This is a genomic window from Aureimonas altamirensis, assembly GCF_023702225.1.
Taxonomy (GTDB): Bacteria; Pseudomonadota; Alphaproteobacteria; order Rhizobiales; family Rhizobiaceae; genus Aureimonas; species Aureimonas altamirensis_B.
Genome location: NZ_JAMQCO010000007.1, coordinates 73,793 through 90,993 on the forward strand (window position 1 = coordinate 73,793; position 17,201 = coordinate 90,993).

General features: G+C 63.8%; 8 protein-coding genes and 1 tRNA gene. 5 read left to right on the forward strand and 4 right to left on the reverse strand.

Annotated features, from left to right (window positions below):
• The first annotated feature begins 5 nt into the window (after positions 1-5).
• The 3 genes from NDN16_RS12730 (at position 6) to NDN16_RS12740 (ending at position 2,524) form a co-directional block, all read left to right on the forward strand.
• Entirely contained in the window at positions 6-1,049 is a 1,044-nt protein-coding gene (locus tag NDN16_RS12730) for a zinc-binding dehydrogenase (protein WP_251113962.1), read from the forward strand.
• Positions 1,046-1,978 carry a lipid A biosynthesis lauroyl acyltransferase gene (locus tag NDN16_RS12735; protein WP_251113963.1) on the forward strand — a complete coding sequence of 311 codons (933 nt, stop codon included), beginning with the start codon at positions 1,046-1,048 and terminating at the stop codon, positions 1,976-1,978. Before NDN16_RS12730 ends, NDN16_RS12735 begins: the two co-directional genes overlap by 4 nt.
• 132 nt (positions 1,979-2,110) lie before the next feature.
• A complete protein-coding gene (locus NDN16_RS12740) occupies positions 2,111-2,524 on the forward strand; it encodes a response regulator (RefSeq protein WP_251113964.1) in 414 nt (137 codons plus the stop codon).
• A 128-nt stretch (positions 2,525-2,652) separates the two neighbouring features.
• On the opposite strand, the gene NDN16_RS12745 is transcribed toward NDN16_RS12740, so the two are convergent.
• Positions 2,653-2,802, reverse strand: coding sequence for a hypothetical protein (locus NDN16_RS12745; RefSeq protein WP_251113965.1), 150 nt, complete (start codon positions 2,800-2,802; stop codon positions 2,653-2,655).
• Positions 2,803-3,036: 234 nt separating this feature from the next.
• Here NDN16_RS12745 and NDN16_RS12750 point away from each other — a divergent pair, with 234 nt between their 5' ends.
• Positions 3,037-3,984, forward strand: coding sequence for a lysylphosphatidylglycerol synthase domain-containing protein (locus NDN16_RS12750; protein ID WP_251113966.1), 948 nt, complete (start codon positions 3,037-3,039; stop codon positions 3,982-3,984).
• Here the strand turns inward: NDN16_RS12750 and NDN16_RS12755 are convergent, their stop codons facing one another.
• Entirely contained in the window at positions 3,985-4,827 is an 843-nt protein-coding gene (locus NDN16_RS12755; protein WP_251113967.1) for a DUF1194 domain-containing protein, read from the reverse strand.
• Positions 4,828-4,892: 65 nt separating this feature from the next.
• On the reverse strand, positions 4,893-6,329 hold the full coding sequence (locus tag NDN16_RS12760) for an NAD-dependent succinate-semialdehyde dehydrogenase (protein WP_251113968.1): 1,437 nt from the start codon (positions 6,327-6,329) through the stop codon (positions 4,893-4,895).
• A gap of 225 nt (positions 6,330-6,554) precedes the next feature.
• Here NDN16_RS12760 and NDN16_RS12765 point away from each other — a divergent pair.
• A tRNA-Lys gene (locus NDN16_RS12765) sits at positions 6,555-6,630 on the forward strand.
• 163 nt (positions 6,631-6,793) lie between these two features.
• Here the strand turns inward: NDN16_RS12765 and NDN16_RS12770 are convergent.
• Positions 6,794-17,164, reverse strand: coding sequence for a fibronectin type III domain-containing protein (locus tag NDN16_RS12770; protein ID WP_251113969.1), 10,371 nt, complete (start codon positions 17,162-17,164; stop codon positions 6,794-6,796).
• Positions 17,165-17,201: the final 37 nt, after the last annotated feature.

A 17,201-nucleotide genomic window follows, 5' to 3' on the forward strand; every position in this document is an offset into this window, starting at 1 on the left:
TCAAGATGCGCGCCTTGCAACTCGTCGCGGACCGCGACCTCAAACTGGTCGACCTGCCGCCGCCGCCGCCGCCCGGCCCGGGGGAGGTCACCGTGGCCATCCGCGTCGTCGCGCTCAATCATATCGATGTCTGGGGCTGGCGCGGCATGGCCTTCGCCAGGCGCAAGCTGCCGCTGACGATCGGCGCCGAGGCCTCCGGCGTCGTGGAACGCCTTGGCGAGGGCACGTCCGGGCTCGTTCCCGGCCAGCTTGTATCGATCTATGGCGCGCGCACCTGCGGCCTGTGCCGCCCTTGCCGGGAAGGGCGCGACAATCTCTGCGAGCATGTCTCCGGCGTCCACGGCTTTCATCTCGACGGGTTCGCGCAGGAGCGCATCAACCTGCCGGCCCGCCTTCTGGTGCCTGCGCCGCCCCGCTGCGACGCGGTCGGGGCGGCGCTCGCCCCCGTCACCTTCGGCACCGTCGAGCACATGCTCTTCGACAATGCCCGGCTTCAACCCGGCGAGACCATCCTGGTTCATGCCGGTGGCTCGGGCATCGGCACAGCCGCCATCCAGCTTGCCAAGCGGCACGGCGCCACGGTCATCACCACGGTGGGCTCGGACGACAAGATCGAAAAGGCGCGCGCGCTCGGCGCCGATCACGTGATCAATTATCGCACCGACCGGTTCGAAGGCGTCGTGCGCAAGCTCACGCGGAAGCGCGGCGTCGACGTGGTCTTCGAACATGTCGGCGCCGACACATGGGCCGGCTCCATGCTGTGCATGAAGCGCGGTGGCCGGCTGGTCACCTGCGGTTCGACTTCGGGCGTCTCGACGCAGATGAACCTGATGCAGCTATTCCAGCAACAATTGAAGCTGCTGGGCTCTTTCGGCTGCCGGATGGAAAACATGGCCGACGCCATGCAGAAGATGGCTGAAGGCCGCGTGCATCCGGTAATCGACATGGAAGTCGGCCTCGACGATATCGACCCTGCCCTGAAACGGATGGAGGGGCGGCAGGTCTTCGGAAAGATCATCCTGCGCATGTCGGACGAGCAGGCCGGATGAAGCAGGGGTTGCGCCGCCTGCGCCACCGCCTCGGCCTCATCGTCGACTGGGTCGTGGCGCAGATCGCCTTTTCGCTTCTCGCGGTGCTGAAACGGCTGCCGCCTCACAAGGCGCTGAACTTCGCCGATCGGCTGGCGCGAACGCTTGGCCCGCTGACGCCCCGCCACAAGCTGGCACTCGACAATCTGAGGCAGGCCTATCCCGAAAAGGATGCGGCCTGGGCGGACCGGACGGCCCGCGCGAACTGGGGGCAGATGGGGCGGATCGCCGCCGAATATGTCTTCCTGGACCGCCTTTTCGACTATGTGCCCGGCCGGCCCGACGGCGAAGGCCTGATCGACGTGGAAGGGGTTGCGCTCTTCGAGGAACTGCGGGACCGCAAGGGCCCCTTCATCTTCTTCACGGCGCATATCGGCTGCTTCGAACTGCTGCCCGTCTGCGCGGCAACCTTTGGGCTTGAGGTCACCGCCCTGTTCCGCCAGCCCAACAACCCCTTCATCGCTGCGCGTGTCCTGAATGCGCGGCGCACCGATGGCGGTCACCTGGTGCCATCCAAGGCCGGGGCTGCCCGCAACCTTGCCGCCAGGCTGGACGAAGGCCGGGCCGTTGGCATGCTGGTGGACCAGAAGTTTCAGAAAGGAACGCCGGGCCTGTTCTTCGGCCGACCGTGCCTGACCAACCCGCTTCTGCCCAAATTGGCGCGCCAGTTCGACGCCGAGATTTATCCGGCGCGCTGCATTCGCCTGCCGGAAGGACGCTACCGGTTGGAACTCGAGCCGAGGCTGGATCTGCCTCGCACGGAGGACGGCGACGTCGACGTCGCCGCAAGCACGCAATTGCTGAACGACGTCGTCGAGCGCTGGGTGCGCGAAACTCCGGAACAGTGGATGTGGTTCCACCGGCGCTGGCAGATCGTTAACCGTTCATAGAGCATGTCGAAACAGAATCGTCATGCGGGGCAACCGTCGTTGACCGACGGTGTTTCCCTGCCAGGCGGATTCGGCTCCGCCTCGGGTTCCGGCAATCTCGCGCCGGTTTGCTTTCAGGCAGGAGGCCGTACGATGCGTATCCTGATCGTCGAAGATGATGCACTTATCGCCATGGATCTGGAAGATATCGTGCAGGCCCGCACCGGCGCCGAATGCCTGTTCGCCGCGACCGTCGACCAGGCGCTGGCACACCTGTCGCGCGGCGTCGACTTTGCCTTGCTGGATGTCAACCTGCGGCCGGCCGGCACCACCTCGCAACCGATCGCCGAGCGTCTCCAGGCGATGGGAGTGCGGTTTGTCTTCGTAACGGCAAATCCCGATGAGATACCGGCGCACCTGCGGTCGGTGCCGCATGTGCACAAGCCGTTCCATCACAGCGAGATCGAAAGGACCCTGCCCCGGACATCGGGTGGGAATGGCGGTCTGCCCCGGTACGCAAGACCTGAAGCCGGGGCATTGGCGACGTTGCCGCGTCATCAGGCTTAAGGCCTAATCACTAAGGTTCGCCTAACGCGCCCGCCCTCTCACTGTAGGCACGCAAAATACCTGCGAGCGGCAACCGCTCGCAGGTATTTTCATCAGGCTCGAATATCCGCGCCGTCCGCCAGGGCGGACTAGCGGCGTGCCACGTCGTTAACGGCACCCTCGGTTGCGGAAACGGTATTGCCGACATCGCGGCCGACGCCACGCACGGTATTGGCACATGCCGAAAGCGCCATGACAGCGACGAGGCCGAGGGCGATGGTTGCGGTACGACGGGGCATCGTGGCTACTCCAGGTTAAACTGCCTATGCGTGAAAAACGCCGCATGTGGCAATTCGTTCCACCCGTCTTCAAAATTCGATGACAGCGTCTTGAGGCCGAGCCGGCCTTTGCCGGGAGCGGTCAATTAATCGCCTGCCGGCCTTTCTTCGCATCCGGGCAGACGATAAGACAGGGCGCGCCTTGCCGCGCCGCGGGATAGGACCAACCCGAAAACTGGAGGTAGCGAGGAGCCGATGAAGCTTAAGGACTACATCTGGCCGGTCATCGGTCTTGCGGCGGTGATCTTTTCCGGCTGGATCCTGTTTCATGAAGTGCGGGAACTCTCGCTCGATGCGATCCTCACCAGCTTCCAGGCCATCTCGGCCCGGCAGTGGACGCTCAGCGCCATTGCCGCCATCGTGGCGTACACGATGCTTGCCCTGTACGATCAGTTGGCGTTGCGCCATCTGAAGCGCTGGATACCTTTCCGCTTCGTTTTCGCCACCTCGTTCACCACCTATGCGCTGTCTCACAATATCGGAGCGTCCGTCTTTTCCGGCGCGGTGGTGCGATACAGGGCCTACACGTCCAAGGGGCTCAGCGTTTCCGACGTCGCGCTGCTGATCGCGTTCTGCTCCTTCACCTTCGCTCTCGGCGTCCTCATCGTCTCGGCGGTGTCGCTGCTTGTCTATCCCGAAGCGGTGAACGGCTATTTCGATGTGTCGCCCATCGTGCCGCGCAGCATCGCAACTGCGATCCTGCTTCTCGTCGCGCTTTACGTCTTCGGCAGCTTCGCGGGGCTGCGGCCCCTGCGCATCGGCAAGTTCGAGCTGCATTATCCTGCGCGCGACGTCGTCATGCGCCAGCTGGCCATCGCGCCGGCCGAGATTCTCGCTGCGGCCGCCATCATCTATTTCGCGCTGCCGCCGGAAAACCATCCCGGCTACATGATGGTCGTCGCCGTCTTCGTGATCTCGTTCTCGCTGGCGCTCATATCCCATGCGCCGGGCGGGCTCGGCGTCCTGGAAGTGGCTTTCCTGGCCGGCTTCCCCTTCCTGCCGGAAACGGATGTCCTGGCGGCACTGCTGGTATTCCGCATCCTGTATCTGCTCATCCCCTTCGCGATGGCGATCGTCATCGTGCTGGGTTTCGAGCAGAGTTCGATCTGGCGTCGCCACAGGCAGGGCACGCCGCGGCGCTGATCAATTGGGGATGTTCCAGCGCTCCTGGCGCTGCTGCCACATGCGTTCGCCGATGCGGCAATCGACCGGGGCCTCGCCCGCCTGGACTTGTATGACCGCCTCGCCGCCGGCAGTCTTCGGCCATGTGCCCGCAAGCTCCAGGATCAGTTTGCGCCGTATGGCCTCCGGAAACTGCGACCAGTCGTTGACCGGAATCACGAAGGCTCCGGCGCCGCCCGTCACGCAGGCCGTATAATAGGCATCGAGATCGGCGATCCCGCCCCACGAGAATGCGCCGCCTTCCTCTCCAGACGTCATCAGCGGTAGGCCGTTGATCGTCGCCCCGCGGGCCACTGCCGCATCCCGCGCCTCGTCGACTGGACGGCCCTGGTTGTTGGGGCCATCGCCCGAGAGGTCGATAACCCGGCGCAATCCGGCAAAGCCATTGTCATCGAACAGGGATACGGAAAAATCCAGCGCGGCCGAGATGGATGTGCGTCTTTCGCGGTTCGGTTCTTCCTGCGACAGCCGATAGGCGAACCCGTCGGCCGCCTCGCGAGAGTCGATCAGCGTCCACGGCACCACGACGGACTGGGTGAAGCTGCCGGCCCATTCGACATAAGTCACCGCGACCCGGCCCCACCCCCCTTCCAGGATGGCCTTCTGGACCTCCGGGCTTCGAAAGGCGGCGATGTACCCGTCACGCTGGATCGCCTGCTCCGACAGATCCATCGACCAGGACACGTCCACTGCCAGCACCAGTTCCACGTCGACCTCGACGTCCTGCGCCGCCGCCGGCGCAGCAAGGGAAGCAGCGGCAGCACATAATGCGATGGCAGCGGGACTGAACGGTCGGCAGCGCATGCACGAAGCGTCCCCCCGCCCGAGGCGGGGGGCAATTCACGAATGCGTGAAAGACGGGCTCGCCCTCAGTAGAGGGCGTTGTGCGTCACGAACTTGGTGGTCAGGTAGGCGTCCATGGATTCCGCCCCGCCTTCCGACCCGTAGCCGGAATCCTTCATGCCGCCGAACGGCGTTTCGGGAAGCGCGAGGCCCAGATGATTGACCGTCATCATGCCCGCTTCGACGGAATCGGCCAGCATTTCCACCGTCCGCGCAGACCGCGTGAAGGCATAGCTCGCAAGACCGAACGGCAGGCGATTGGCTTCCTCGATCACCTCATCCACCCTGGCGAATGGAGTCATCAGCGCCACCGGGCCGAATGGCTCTTCGTTCATGATGCGCATCGTCCTGTCGACATTGCGCAGGACGGACGGCTTGTAGAACGACCCCTTGTTGCCGATCCGCTCGCCGCCCAGCGCCAGGTCGGCCCCGTCACGTACCGCATCGGCAATCAGCTCGTCTACCGCCTGGACCCGCTTCTCGTTGACGAGGGGCCCCATCTGGGTCCCGTCCTCGAGCCCGCTGGCAACCTTCAGTGCCGATGCCTTCTCCACGAAGCGGCTGACGAAATCGTCGTAGATCGATTCCTGGATCAGGAAGCGCGTCGGCGATACGCAGACCTGCCCGGCATTGCGATATTTGGAGCCCACCAGCGTCGCGGCGGCACTGTCCACATCGACATCCTCGAACACCATGACCGGCGCATGGCCGCCCAGTTCCATCGTGGCGCGCTTCATGTGCTGTCCGGCCAGTGCGGCGAGATGCTTGCCGACCGGCACCGACCCGGTAAAGGACACCTTGCGGATAACCGGGTGGGGCACGAGGTGGCCGGAAATCTCGGCGGGCGATCCGTAGACGAGTTGCACGACGCCGGCCGGAATACCGGCATCGACGATCGCGCGGATCAGCAGCGCCGGAGAAGCCGGTGTCTCCTCGGCCGCCTTGACGATGATGCTGCAGCCGGCGGCAAGGGCGGGAGCCACTTTCTTGACGACCTGGCTGACCGGAAAGTTCCACGGGGTAAAGGCGGCCACGGGGCCGACCGGCTCGCGCAGGACACGCTGGTTCACGCCATCGGCGCGCGGCGGGATGAGCCGCCCATAGATGCGGCGCGCTTCCTCCGCAGACCATTCCAGCACGTCGGCGCAGGACAGCACCTCGCCCTGCGCTTCGGCAAGCGGCTTGCCCTGTTCCGTCGTGACGATGCGGGCGATGTCGCCGGCGCGCTCGCGGACGATCTCCGCTGCACGCCGCAACAGCCGCGAGCGTTCGACGGCAGGCACCTTGCGCCAGGCCCGGAAGGCCGAATCGGCGGTCTCGAGAGCCCTGTCCAGATCGGATGTCGAGGCCTTGGCCACCGTGCCGACGACTTCGCCGGTTGCAGGGTTGACGACGTCGATCGAGTCGCCACCCTCGCCGTTGACCCATTCGCCGGCGATCAGAAGCTGCGTATGCGGATACATCTGGAAACCCCATCAATCTGGCCTGTCGTCAGGCCGTGTCTGGCAGCTTCCATATAGGCACGCACCGCCTCGCATCACACCCTTTTCGGCTTCGAACCCGCTATTTCGACGAGGCCCGGGCTGCTTCGTGAAAAAAGTGCGGCGAAGCTCTGGACACCGCCGCCCGCAGCCACTAGAAAGCCGCTCGTGAGCACGGGCCAACCGGTTCACAGCGCCAAGGCGCTCGGGTGATTAGCTCAGTTGGTAGAGCAGCTGACTCTTAATCAGCGGGTCGTAGGTTCGATCCCTACATCACCCACCAAATACCTTCCATGCGATGCTGCATTCTACGCCCGTAAGGGGAGCACTGTTCGCGCGTTCGAACAAAAAAAAGCGAACCGGAGTTCCGGCTCGCTTCTTGTCTTTGTCACGGTCTTCGATAGCCGTCGCCCGGCATGCGCTTGGCATGCCGGGCGCCGATCCGCCTATAGCCCGTTGAATATGTTCGAGTAGTTGTAGTTCGTTTCCTGGTACGGGTTGAGCAACCCGATGCCGGAGATATGCGGATTCTCTTTCGCGAACGCGTATATCTGCTGCGCATCGTCGAGCGAGAACGTCCCCCCGCCACCGTTTGCACCGGCGCGCACGAAGATGCCCACCTTGGTGTCGGTATAGCCGGCGGCATCGAGCTTCTGGATCGCATCCAGCGCGACATCGATGGCCGTACGGCCCAGATCGATTCCGCTGCCGGAACCCCAGTAGTCCGCAGCCAGGATGTTCAGCACGTCCAGCTTCACACCGTTCGCATGGGCGCTCTGCAACATCTGTATCGCGCCGGCAGTGAGGCCGGTCGTCGACGTTTCGACCGTATAGGATATGTGCAGCGCATCTCCCTTTTGGGTGTCGAGATTCCGAAGGGCGACATCGCGGACTGTATGCTTGCTTGCATTCGCCGAGTATGAGCTGAGATCCGAATTCCAGAAAGTGAAATCGACGTAGTTGGTGTTATATTGACTCGTCAAGCTTGACAGCTGGGGCAGCAAGTCCGACGCGGTTGGATATCCGAGGGCCAGATCGCTGGTGCTATCCGAGGTATCCCGTGCGAACGACAGGATAACCGGCGCCCCTGCGCCGCTGCGGTATTCGCTGATCTGATCCCGCCCGATGGTATTTCCGGTACCGGACGCACCGTAGTTCATCCATCTATCCTGACCGCCAGTGCTGACCAATGAGGAGTTGCCTCCGGCCCAGACGATCGAGTTGCTCAAGTTCTCAACATGGTTGTGGATGTAACTTGTGGACATCGACGACGAATGACCAATGAAGTTTGTGACGTCGGTATCGACGCGGCTTACATCGGCCACCATTGTGTAGGTTTGGGCAATGTCGGGCGCCGGCGTTGACCGTGTGACCACTGACAACGGGGTGGATGCGACTGACGACCCGGTCGCGTCCTTGGCCACGACTGTCACGGCATAAGTATGCGCTGCCGTGAGGCCGGTGAGCGAGAATTGCGTATCGGTCGAGCTGCCGACCTTCGATCCGTCGACGAAGATGTCGTACCCCGAAACCGTTCCGGTGCCTGGTATGAGCGCCTTGTCCCACATGACGAAGGCGCCGGTCTGGCTTATGCCCGTCGCATAAAGGCGTTTCGGCGCGTTGGGCACTGCCGGATCGGAATACAGGGGCCCGACGAGCGTCCACTCCGAACTGGCCGAAGGGGGCGTGTAGTCGCTCGGATACCACTTCGTCTTGTAAACTTGGCCCTCATAGCTCGCGTACAGACCCCCGCTCGTATAAGCGCCGACCGCATCCGACCAGGGCTTCACGAAGGCGAATTTCTGGACGATGACCGATTCCGTGGCGGAGGTCGCGCCGATATTGCCGGCAAGATCGCGCACCTTGGCGGTCAGGCCTATCGTCGTGTTGGATTCCGTCGCCAGGGCAAGGTCGCCTGCGGACAGGCTTACCGACGTCTGTGTCGTCCCCGCAAGCATCGTCACCGTGCGGATCAGCGTGCCGTCCTTGTAGATGTCGAGCTTCGATCCGGCCGACGCCGCGCCATGCGAGAAGGAAACGGGAATACCATCTGCACCCTCACCTCCGACGACCTTGTGGTCGCTGCTGACCGCGGCGATGACCGGGGCAGCCGGAGCGCTCGTATCGATCTGCACGTGGCGGAGGGTGCTTCTGGTTCCTTCGACACCGTTGGAAACGAGCGACGCGGCGAAGGTATAGTCACCGTCGATCGAGCCGAAGTCTGTTCCGCTGAGGCTGACCGTCGTCTGGTTCGATCCGGCCGATGCCGAGACCGTCTTTATCAGGACGCCATCCCGATAGACCTTGACGGTCGAACCGGCCACCGCCGCGGCATGGTTGACCGTAAAGGATACGCCTCCGGACTTCTCTGCGGCGTTGACGATGTTGTCCGACGACAGGGGATTGACGATCGACAGGCCGGATCGCGTGTCATAGCCCGCCCCGATATCGGTGATGCCTTCGAAGATCGTGGTGAACCCGTACGGGTCCTGCGTGATCCCGCTTCCACCCACGGTGAGCTGACCTGCAGTACCCGTTTCGTCCCGGCCAAGCGACCATATGCCGAGCGAGGCGATATCGGGATTATCCTTGGCAAACGCCAGGAGTTCCTGCGCATCCTGCAGGGTGAAGATTTCGGTCTGGACGTCGTTGATGCCGATCATCGGCGTGACGCCGACCTTGGAACTGAGGCCGATCTGCCGCAACTGCGCGATGGTATTGCGCGCGGCATCGATCGCGTTGCGTCCCTGGTCGCCGCGATGACCCCAATCGCCGGCCCCATAATCCATGGCCATGATGTTGACGACATCCAGATCGAGGCCGTGATCCTTGACCATCTGCATCAGTGCAACCGCGTTCGGCAGCATGCCGTCCGGCGTGATCGGGATCGTGTAGGAGATCGTCACGTCGGGGTTGGCGGCCTTGATGGCTTTCAGCGCCTCGATCCGGTTCAGGTGGGTCTGGTTCAGGTAGGCCTGGTGGTAGAAGCCGTGATACCCGCCGGACTCGAGAGAGTTCAGCGACGCGCCTTCGATGTCGATGTCGAGATGCTTGACCCCGTAGGTATCGAGCACGGACTGATACATTGCGGTGAGCGCCTGCACGTTCGTCACGAACAGGGCCGGCTCGCTGCCGGAGAAACCGCCCAGCCCGATCGTGACTTCGATGCCCCTGCCCTGCAACTGCTGGATCAGCGCCTTGATCGTGGTGCTGCCGTTCGCCGTCTTGTCGTCCGGGAAGAACGACGTATTGCCTTCACCCCACCGCAGACCATGGGTGACGCCCGTCGGGTTTCCATTTGCATCGACGGCTGCCGGCGTGTCGGAATCCACCCATCCGTCCGGCTTGAGCACCAGGAAGGCTAGGGTCACGTGCTTGGCGTTGCTCGTGGTCAGCGCTTCCAACTGGGCCTGGGACTTTCCGAGGCCCATGTCGATGTAGGGGGAATAGTATTGCGCGATATCCCACAGTGGGTAGGCGGCCGTTTGAACCGAAACGGTTTCGGCGACTTGCGTCTCCGCCCCGTTCTCGACGACATGGACCGAGAACTGGTAGGCCGTTGCAGCGGTCAGGCCGGTGACCTTGTAGGAAAGGCTCGAAGTCGTCGTGAGCAGATCGCTGCCGTTGTAGATCTTGTAGGCAACCGCCGCGCCGCTGCTGCTTGCCGTTTGCGCATCCCACATGAGCATGACCGATGTATCGGCCAATGCCGTCGGCAGGACTCGCAACGCTCCGTCTTGCGGTTCAGGCTCGGTAGGCAGAATTTCGATTACTTCCCATGGATCCGACAACGGATCGCTGATCGTACCTGGTTCCTCGCCGAGCGAAGCGTACCACTTCGTGCGATAGACGACCCCCTCGTGCAGGACATAGATCGGCTGGCTGCCTTCGACAGTCGAATTGTACGGATAGTTCTTGCCGACATCCCAGTTCTGCAACGTCGCGTATTTGGAGACCGCGACGGTATGCCCCGCGCTCATCGCCGAGGCATTGCCGGCGGCATCGATGAGCTGGACCGTGAAGGACGGCGTGGCGGCAGCGCCCACCGTTCCCCAGTCGCTACCGTAGAGCATGACTTCCGACTGTGTAGAATCCGTCGCCAGCGTCACCGTCTTGACCAGAACCCCGTCACGGAAGATCCGTGCCTTGGTTCCGGCATCAGCGACGGCGTGCGTGAAGGTGAAGGCAAGGCCACCGGTCGCCTCCTGCAGGCCCACCGCATCGTCCCCGGCCTGCTGGCCGATCACCGGCGCGGCAGGGGCGGTCTTGTCCACGGTCACTGCGCGCGGCACGCTGGTGGAGAGGGTCGCTCCACTGCCGTTGACCACGCGGACGGAGAACATGTGGACGCCCTCCGCACCCCAGTCCGCACCGCTCAACGCCACCTCGCGCGATGTGCTGCCGGCGGTAAGTGCGAGAGTCTTGATGACGATACCGTCGCGAATTACCTGCAGTTGGGAACCGGCTACGGCTGCCGGGAAGTTGGCCGTCACCTGGGTCGTCGCGGTACTTTCGGCTGAACCGACGATATCATTGCCGGAGACCACCCCCAGAAGGGTCACCCCGCTGGCCGGATCGTAACCCGCGCCCGCATTGGAGAGCTGGTTGAATATGTTCGAGAACTCGTAGCGCGTCTGGTCGACGATCGCGCTGCCGTTGGGCTTGACGTCGTCCTGCGTGAAGCCGTTGGAGCCGGGATCGCTTGGAAGGTCGCGGCCGAGCGACCAGATGCCGAGCGAGGCGATATCCGGATTGTCCTTGGCGAATTCCAGCAACTCGCGCGCATCCTCCAGCGTGAACACCTCGCTGATCACGTCGTTGATGCCGATCATCGGCGTGACGCCGACCTTTGTGGCCAACCCGACTCCGCGCAACTGGGCAATGGTGTTCCGGGCGGCCTCGACAGCGTTGCGCCCCTGATCCGGATCGCCCGTCCCGTAATCCATGGCCATGATGTTCAGGACGTCGAGGCTGAATCCCTCGTCCTTCACCATCTGCATCAGGGCGACGGCGTTCGGGAGCAATCCTGTCGGCAGGACCGGCAGGGTGAAGGAGATCGACACGCCCGGGTTCGCATCCTTGATGGCCTTGAGCGCCTCGATCCGGTTGAGATGCGTCTGATCCAGATAGGATTGCGGATAGAAGCCGTGATAGGCACCGGATTCCAGCGAATTCAGCGACGCGCCCTCGATATCGATGTCGAGGTGCTTGATGCCGTATTCGTCGATGATCGACTGGTAGATCGCCGTAAGCTTGGCGACATCCGTTTCGTAAAGGGCGGGCTCGCTGCCCGAGAAGCCGCCGAGCGCGATGGTGACATCGATGTTCTTGCTCTGCAGCTCGGCGATCATCGCCTTCACGGAGACGGTCTCCGTGATCATGTCCGATGGGAAGACGGACGTGTTGGACTCACCCCACATGAGACCTTTGGTGTTGCCGGTCGGAAGTCCCGCGCCGTCTACCTGGGAAGCGTGGTCGGCGTCGATCCAGCCCTCGGGCTTCAGTACGAGGAAGCCGAGTGTGACGGCTTTCAGCCCGGACTGTTCTATGATCTTGAGATGGTTGTTGTAGGTGACCGGCCCGATCCCGACGTCGATGTAGGGAGAGTAGACCTGCGGGATATCCCACCAGTCGGATGCCGTCGTATGGAATGCGATCTGCTCGCCGAGATTGGTTTCGACACCCTGCTCGACCACCTTCACCGACAGCACGTAATTGGTCGCGGCATTCAGCCCTTCGACCTTGAAGGCGAGGTCGGTCGTTTCCCCCATCAGGGTAGATCCATTGTAGATCCGGTAGGCGACGGAATGCCCCGACTGCGTCGGTGTGTAACGATCCCAGACGAGCAGCGCCGAATCGTCGCGCACGGCCGCTGCCGCGATATCGAGAAGCGCCGCTGCGGGATTGACCACGACGGTTCGAGCCGCGCTGTGTACGCTGACGTTGCCTGCTGCATCCATCAACCCGACCGTGAAGGCGTGCGAGCCATCGCTGCCCCAGTCCGATTCCGCGAAGGAGAGCGCCGTGGAAGTGGAGCCGGCGGCAACCGCAATGCTTTTCACCAGGACGCCGTCCCGGTAAAGGTTGAGGCGTTCTCCGGTTTCTGCCGCGGCATGCGTTACGATGGCGTCCGTCGATTGCTGCCGCTCGACCGATGTGACCGTATCGTCTCCTGCAATTATGCCCAGGGCGAGGGACGTCGCGTTCGGAGCGGTGTAATCGACCAGCACCTGATGGGCGGCGGTCGTCCGGCTTACCGAGGCCGGGCTGACGAGACGCGCGGTAAAGCTGTGCGTGCCCTCCACGCCCCAATCGGAGTTCGTCACCGGGATTGCCGTCGATGTCGCCCCGGAAGTCACCGAAACGGTCTTGACCAAGGTCGAGTCCCGATAGAGTTCGACCGTCCAGCCGGTTCCCAGCGCGGTGTGCGAAACGGTCGCAACCGTCGTTTGCATGCGTTCCGTGCCGTTGACGACCCCGTCGGAGAGAGCGGAAAGGGCGGTCGGCAGGGCGACCGTCACGGTCTTGGCGAAGCTGAAGGCGCCGATATTGCCGGCGGCATCGACCACGCGCGCCTTGAATGTATAGACACCGTCGGGCCCCCACTCGGCCGGATTTATGTCGACCGTCGTCTGCGTGGAGCCGACCGTCAGATCGATGCGCTTGAACAGCGTATCACCGCTGTAGAGCTCCAGCTTGGAGCCAGCGGACGCCGCATCGTGCCTCACGGTCGCATGCGAAACCGCGCTCAGCTCCGCTGCACCGACGGAACCGCCGTTCGCGATCGACAGGATGGACGATGCTGCCGGCGCCACGCTGTCGACCAGAACGGAGCGATCCTCGCTCCAGGCGCCCGCATTCCCGTTACCGTCGACCATGCGCGCCTTGAAAACATGCGCGCCTTCACTGCCCCAGTCGCCGGCGGCCAGAGACACCATCGTGCTCGTGGCGCCCTGTTCGAGAGCGGCCGTCTTGACGAGTCGATCATCCCTGTAGATTTCCAGACGTGCACCGGTTTGCGCTGCGCCATGCCCGATCGCGACCTCGACCCCGGCCGCCTTCTCTACCGCGTTCACCAATCCGTCCGTCGCGAGCGTACCCCAGGTAACCGCCGGCGGTGCGGCCGATGCCACGGTAACCGTCTGCACATCGCTCCATGCGCCGATATTGCCGGCGCCATCGATGAGGCGCGCCTTGAACGCGTGCGGACCCTCGCTTCCCCAGTCGCTGCCGGTCAGCGTGATTGCGGTAGCCCTGACGCCGGCGGAAACCGAAACCGCACGAACCAGATCGTCACCCCTCCAGAGCTGGACGACCGAGCCGGCAGTCGCCGCCTCGTGCGAAATCCTGACGATGGTGGCGCCCTGCTTTTCGGTTGCGTTCACGTAGCCGTCGCCGACAGCCGCCAGGACGGCTGCCACAGGCGCGATCGTATCGACGGAGATCCTCTGCTCGGTCGAGAACTGGCTGACGTTTCCGGCAACGTCCACGATGCGGACCTTGAAGCCGTGGAACCCGTCGGTTCCCCAGTCGGAGCCGCTCATCGCAAGATCCGTCGACGTGGCGCCCTCGGCGACCTGGACGGTCTTCACGCGGACGCCATCGCGATAGAGCTCCAGCGTCGCCCCGTCGCTCATTGCCCCGTGCGTGACGGAAACCGTAGACGAGGCCGCCTTCTCGGTCGCGCTGATGATCGCGTCGGCGCCGAGAACCGGAAGAGTCGGTGCAGTCGGGGTGCCGGTCATCACGGTGACGTGACGCTCGACGCTGAGGTCGCTTTGGTTGCCGGCGGCATCGACCAGCCTTGCCGTGAACTCGTGCGCGCCGTCGGCGCCCCATTCGGCTGCGCTCATGGCGATCTTGGTCGAGGTGGCCGCATAGGCCGGCATCACCGTCTTCAGAAGGACGCCGTCCCGGTAGAGGGCCATCGTCGTTCCGGTCGCGGCTGCACCGTGGCTGACCGTGATCAGCCGGACATTCGTCTTTTCGAGAGCGCTGATGAAATCGTCGCCGGCCACCGTTTCGATGACGGGTGCGGCATCGGCCACCGTATCCACGAGGACACGGCGCTCCGAGCTCCAGGCTCCGATATTGCCGGCGCCATCTACCAGGCGGAACTTGAAGGCATGGACACCGTCAGCTCCAAGGTCGGCATCGAGCAACGTTACCGTCGTGGCCACGGACGCGTCCGACAGGGTCACGGTCCGCAAGGCCGCGCCATCGCGGTAGATCTGAAGCACGCTTCCCGGCTGTGCCGCCTCGTGCGGTATGACGACCTGGACGCCGTCCGCCTTCTCGGCAGCGTTGACACGATCGTCCCCTGCAATGACGGGCACGACGACCGCTGCAGGCGCGCTCGTATCGACGCGGACGTCGGATACGAGGCTCCATTCACCCGCGCCGCCGGTCGGATCGACCAAGCGTGCCTTGAACTGATGCTGGCCGTCCATGCCCCATTCCGCTCCGGCCATGGAGATCGCGGTCGATGTCGCGCCGGTGATCGCGGTGACGGACTTCAACAGGACGTTGTCCCGGTACAGCTGGATGACGCTTCCGGGCAGGGCGGCCTCATGGCTTGCCTGCCACAGGGTGACGGAACGCCGCTCCTCGGCGTTGACGATTCCGTCGGTGGCAACCGTCGCCAAAGTCACCGCCGCCGGAAGGGCGCCGGCGACGGAAACCCGCTGCTCCACGCTCCATGCGCCCTCGTTGCCTGCCGTATCGACAAGCCTTGCCTTGAGTTGCAGCGTTCCTGGTGCGCCCCAATCGGCAGGCGCCACGATGACGGCAGTGGACGTCGTACCGGCCACCGGTTCGACCGTCTTCCACAGGGTGCCGTCGCGATAGAGTTGCAGGACCGAACCGGCCGAGGCGGCTTCGTGGCCGATCGCGATGGTTACGTCCGCCTGCTTCTCGCCGAGTGTGATCTTGTTATCACCGGTGATGGAGGGCAGCGTGACGGCGAGAGGGCTGCGCGTGTCCACCAGCACGGTGGAAACGGCACTCGACGCGCTCGCGTTGCCGTACACATCCACGATCCGCGCCGTAAAGGATGCCTGGCCATCGGCACCCCAGTCCATACCGGCAAGCTGCATTTCCGTGGCTGTCGATCCCGCCGCCATGGTTACGCGACGCACAAGCGTCGATCCACGATACAGCTCGAGCTGCGCCCCGTCGGAAGCCGCGTCGTGCGCAATGGAAAGCGTCGACCCCGCGATGCGCTCGGCCGCGTTCACCATTCCGTCGCCTGCGAAGATACCGAGCACGGGCGCGCCCGGGAGCGTCGACGCAACCGTAACCGAACGGACCGCACTCCATTCGCCTTCGTTGCCGGCGGCATCGATCAGGCGCGCCTTGAACTCATGGGCCCCATCATCCCCCCAGTCGGCGCCGGTGAGACTGATGGATGTCGAGGAAGCGGCAGTGGCCAGGGTAACCGTCTTCAGCACCACGTCATCGCGCATCAATTCGACCCGCGATCCGCTCATGGCCAGACCGTGGCGGACGACAACCGCCGTCGCTTGCGCCTTCTCTGCCGCGCTCACCTGGTCGTCGCGGGCGATGATCAGCAGCTCGGCGGCAGCAGGCGTGGCGGTATCGGCGCTGTAGGAGGCATTCGCGCTCCACGCACCGACATTCCCGCCGGCGTCGACTACGCGTGCGCGGAGCGTATGCGCACCTTCGGTACCCCACTCGGCCCCCAGCAGGCTGACGGATGTCGACGAGGATCCGACATCGAGATCGATGGTCTTGATCAGGACGCGATCACGATAGAGTTCCAGTCTGTCGCCGGCGCCGGCGACTTCGTGATCGATAGAGAAGCTCGCACCCTGGGCAGACTCGACGGCGTTGACGAACCCGTCGCCTGCGATCGCGGAAAAGACGGGCGCCTGCGGCGCGGCCGTATCGACCCTGACGGTCTGGGAACCGCCGAAATCGCCGGGATTGCCCGCGCTGTCGACGATACGGGCCTGGAAGGTATGGCTTCCATCGGCCCCCCAGTCCGCGCCGCTGAAGCGCACGGCGGTGGAGGTCGCGTTTGCGGCGATGGCGATCGACTTGAGCAACACGCCGTCGCGCCAGATTTCCAGTTTGCCGCCGCCCAGATTGCTCGCATGTTCAACGGAAACGGTCGTGACCGTGGCGCGCTCCGCCGCGGAGACGATATTGTCCCCGGCCATGACGGGCATGGCGACGCCCGCCGGCGTCTGCGTGATCACCTGAACCGAACGCTCGGAACTCACAGGGCTCGAATTCGCGGCACTGTCGATCAGACGAGCGGAAATGGTGAAGGACGTGACCTCGTGGAAAAGCGCCGCCAACAGATCGACCGTCGTGCTGCGGGCGCCGGCTTCCAGCGTCACGGTCTTGACCAGCATCCCGTTCATCAGGATGTCCATGGTAGTTCCGCTGACAGCCGCCTCGTGCGAGACAACGACGGGGATGTCGGCGGACCGCTCGCTGGCGTTGACCTTGTTGTCGCCGGATACGGACAGAATCGTCGGACGTGACGGCGGACGCGTATCCACCAGGACCGATTCTTCTGCGCTCCAGGCCCCTGCAGCACCCGTGCCGGGGGCGATCGTCCTGACCTTGAACGACCTCGTGCCGTCGGCGCCCCAATCGGCACCGGACAGGCTGAACGTCGTAGAGACTGCGTTGTTGCCCACGACCACACTGCGCACGCGGACATTGTCGCGCCACAACTCGAGTCGGGTGCCGGCGGCAAGCGCGCCATGCTCCGCCGTAACGAGGGAGACGCTCTGCTTCCGTTGCAGATTGACGACGTCGTCGAGTGTCAAGCTTATATCAGTCATGGCCGCCGCCTTAAAATAAAAACTTATAGTTGTATTT

What these genes read in the sequence shown, in the direction of transcription:
- NDN16_RS12730 (WP_251113962.1), top strand. Translation starts at nt 6, where the DNA reads ATGCGCGCCTTGCAACTCGTCGCGGACCGCGACCTCAAACTGGTCGAC.
- NDN16_RS12735 (WP_251113963.1), top strand. Translation starts at nt 1,046, where the DNA reads ATGAAGCAGGGGTTGCGCCGCCTGCGCCACCGCCTCGGCCTCATCGTC.
- NDN16_RS12740 (WP_251113964.1), top strand. Translation starts at nt 2,111, where the DNA reads ATGCGTATCCTGATCGTCGAAGATGATGCACTTATCGCCATGGATCTG.
- NDN16_RS12745 (WP_251113965.1), bottom strand. Translation starts at nt 2,802, where the DNA reads ATGCCCCGTCGTACCGCAACCATCGCCCTCGGCCTCGTCGCTGTCATG.
- NDN16_RS12750 (WP_251113966.1), top strand. Translation starts at nt 3,037, where the DNA reads ATGAAGCTTAAGGACTACATCTGGCCGGTCATCGGTCTTGCGGCGGTG.
- NDN16_RS12755 (WP_251113967.1), bottom strand. Translation starts at nt 4,827, where the DNA reads ATGCGCTGCCGACCGTTCAGTCCCGCTGCCATCGCATTATGTGCTGCC.
- NDN16_RS12760 (WP_251113968.1), bottom strand. Translation starts at nt 6,329, where the DNA reads ATGTATCCGCATACGCAGCTTCTGATCGCCGGCGAATGGGTCAACGGC.
- NDN16_RS12770 (WP_251113969.1), bottom strand. Translation starts at nt 17,164, where the DNA reads ATGACTGATATAAGCTTGACACTCGACGACGTCGTCAATCTGCAACGG.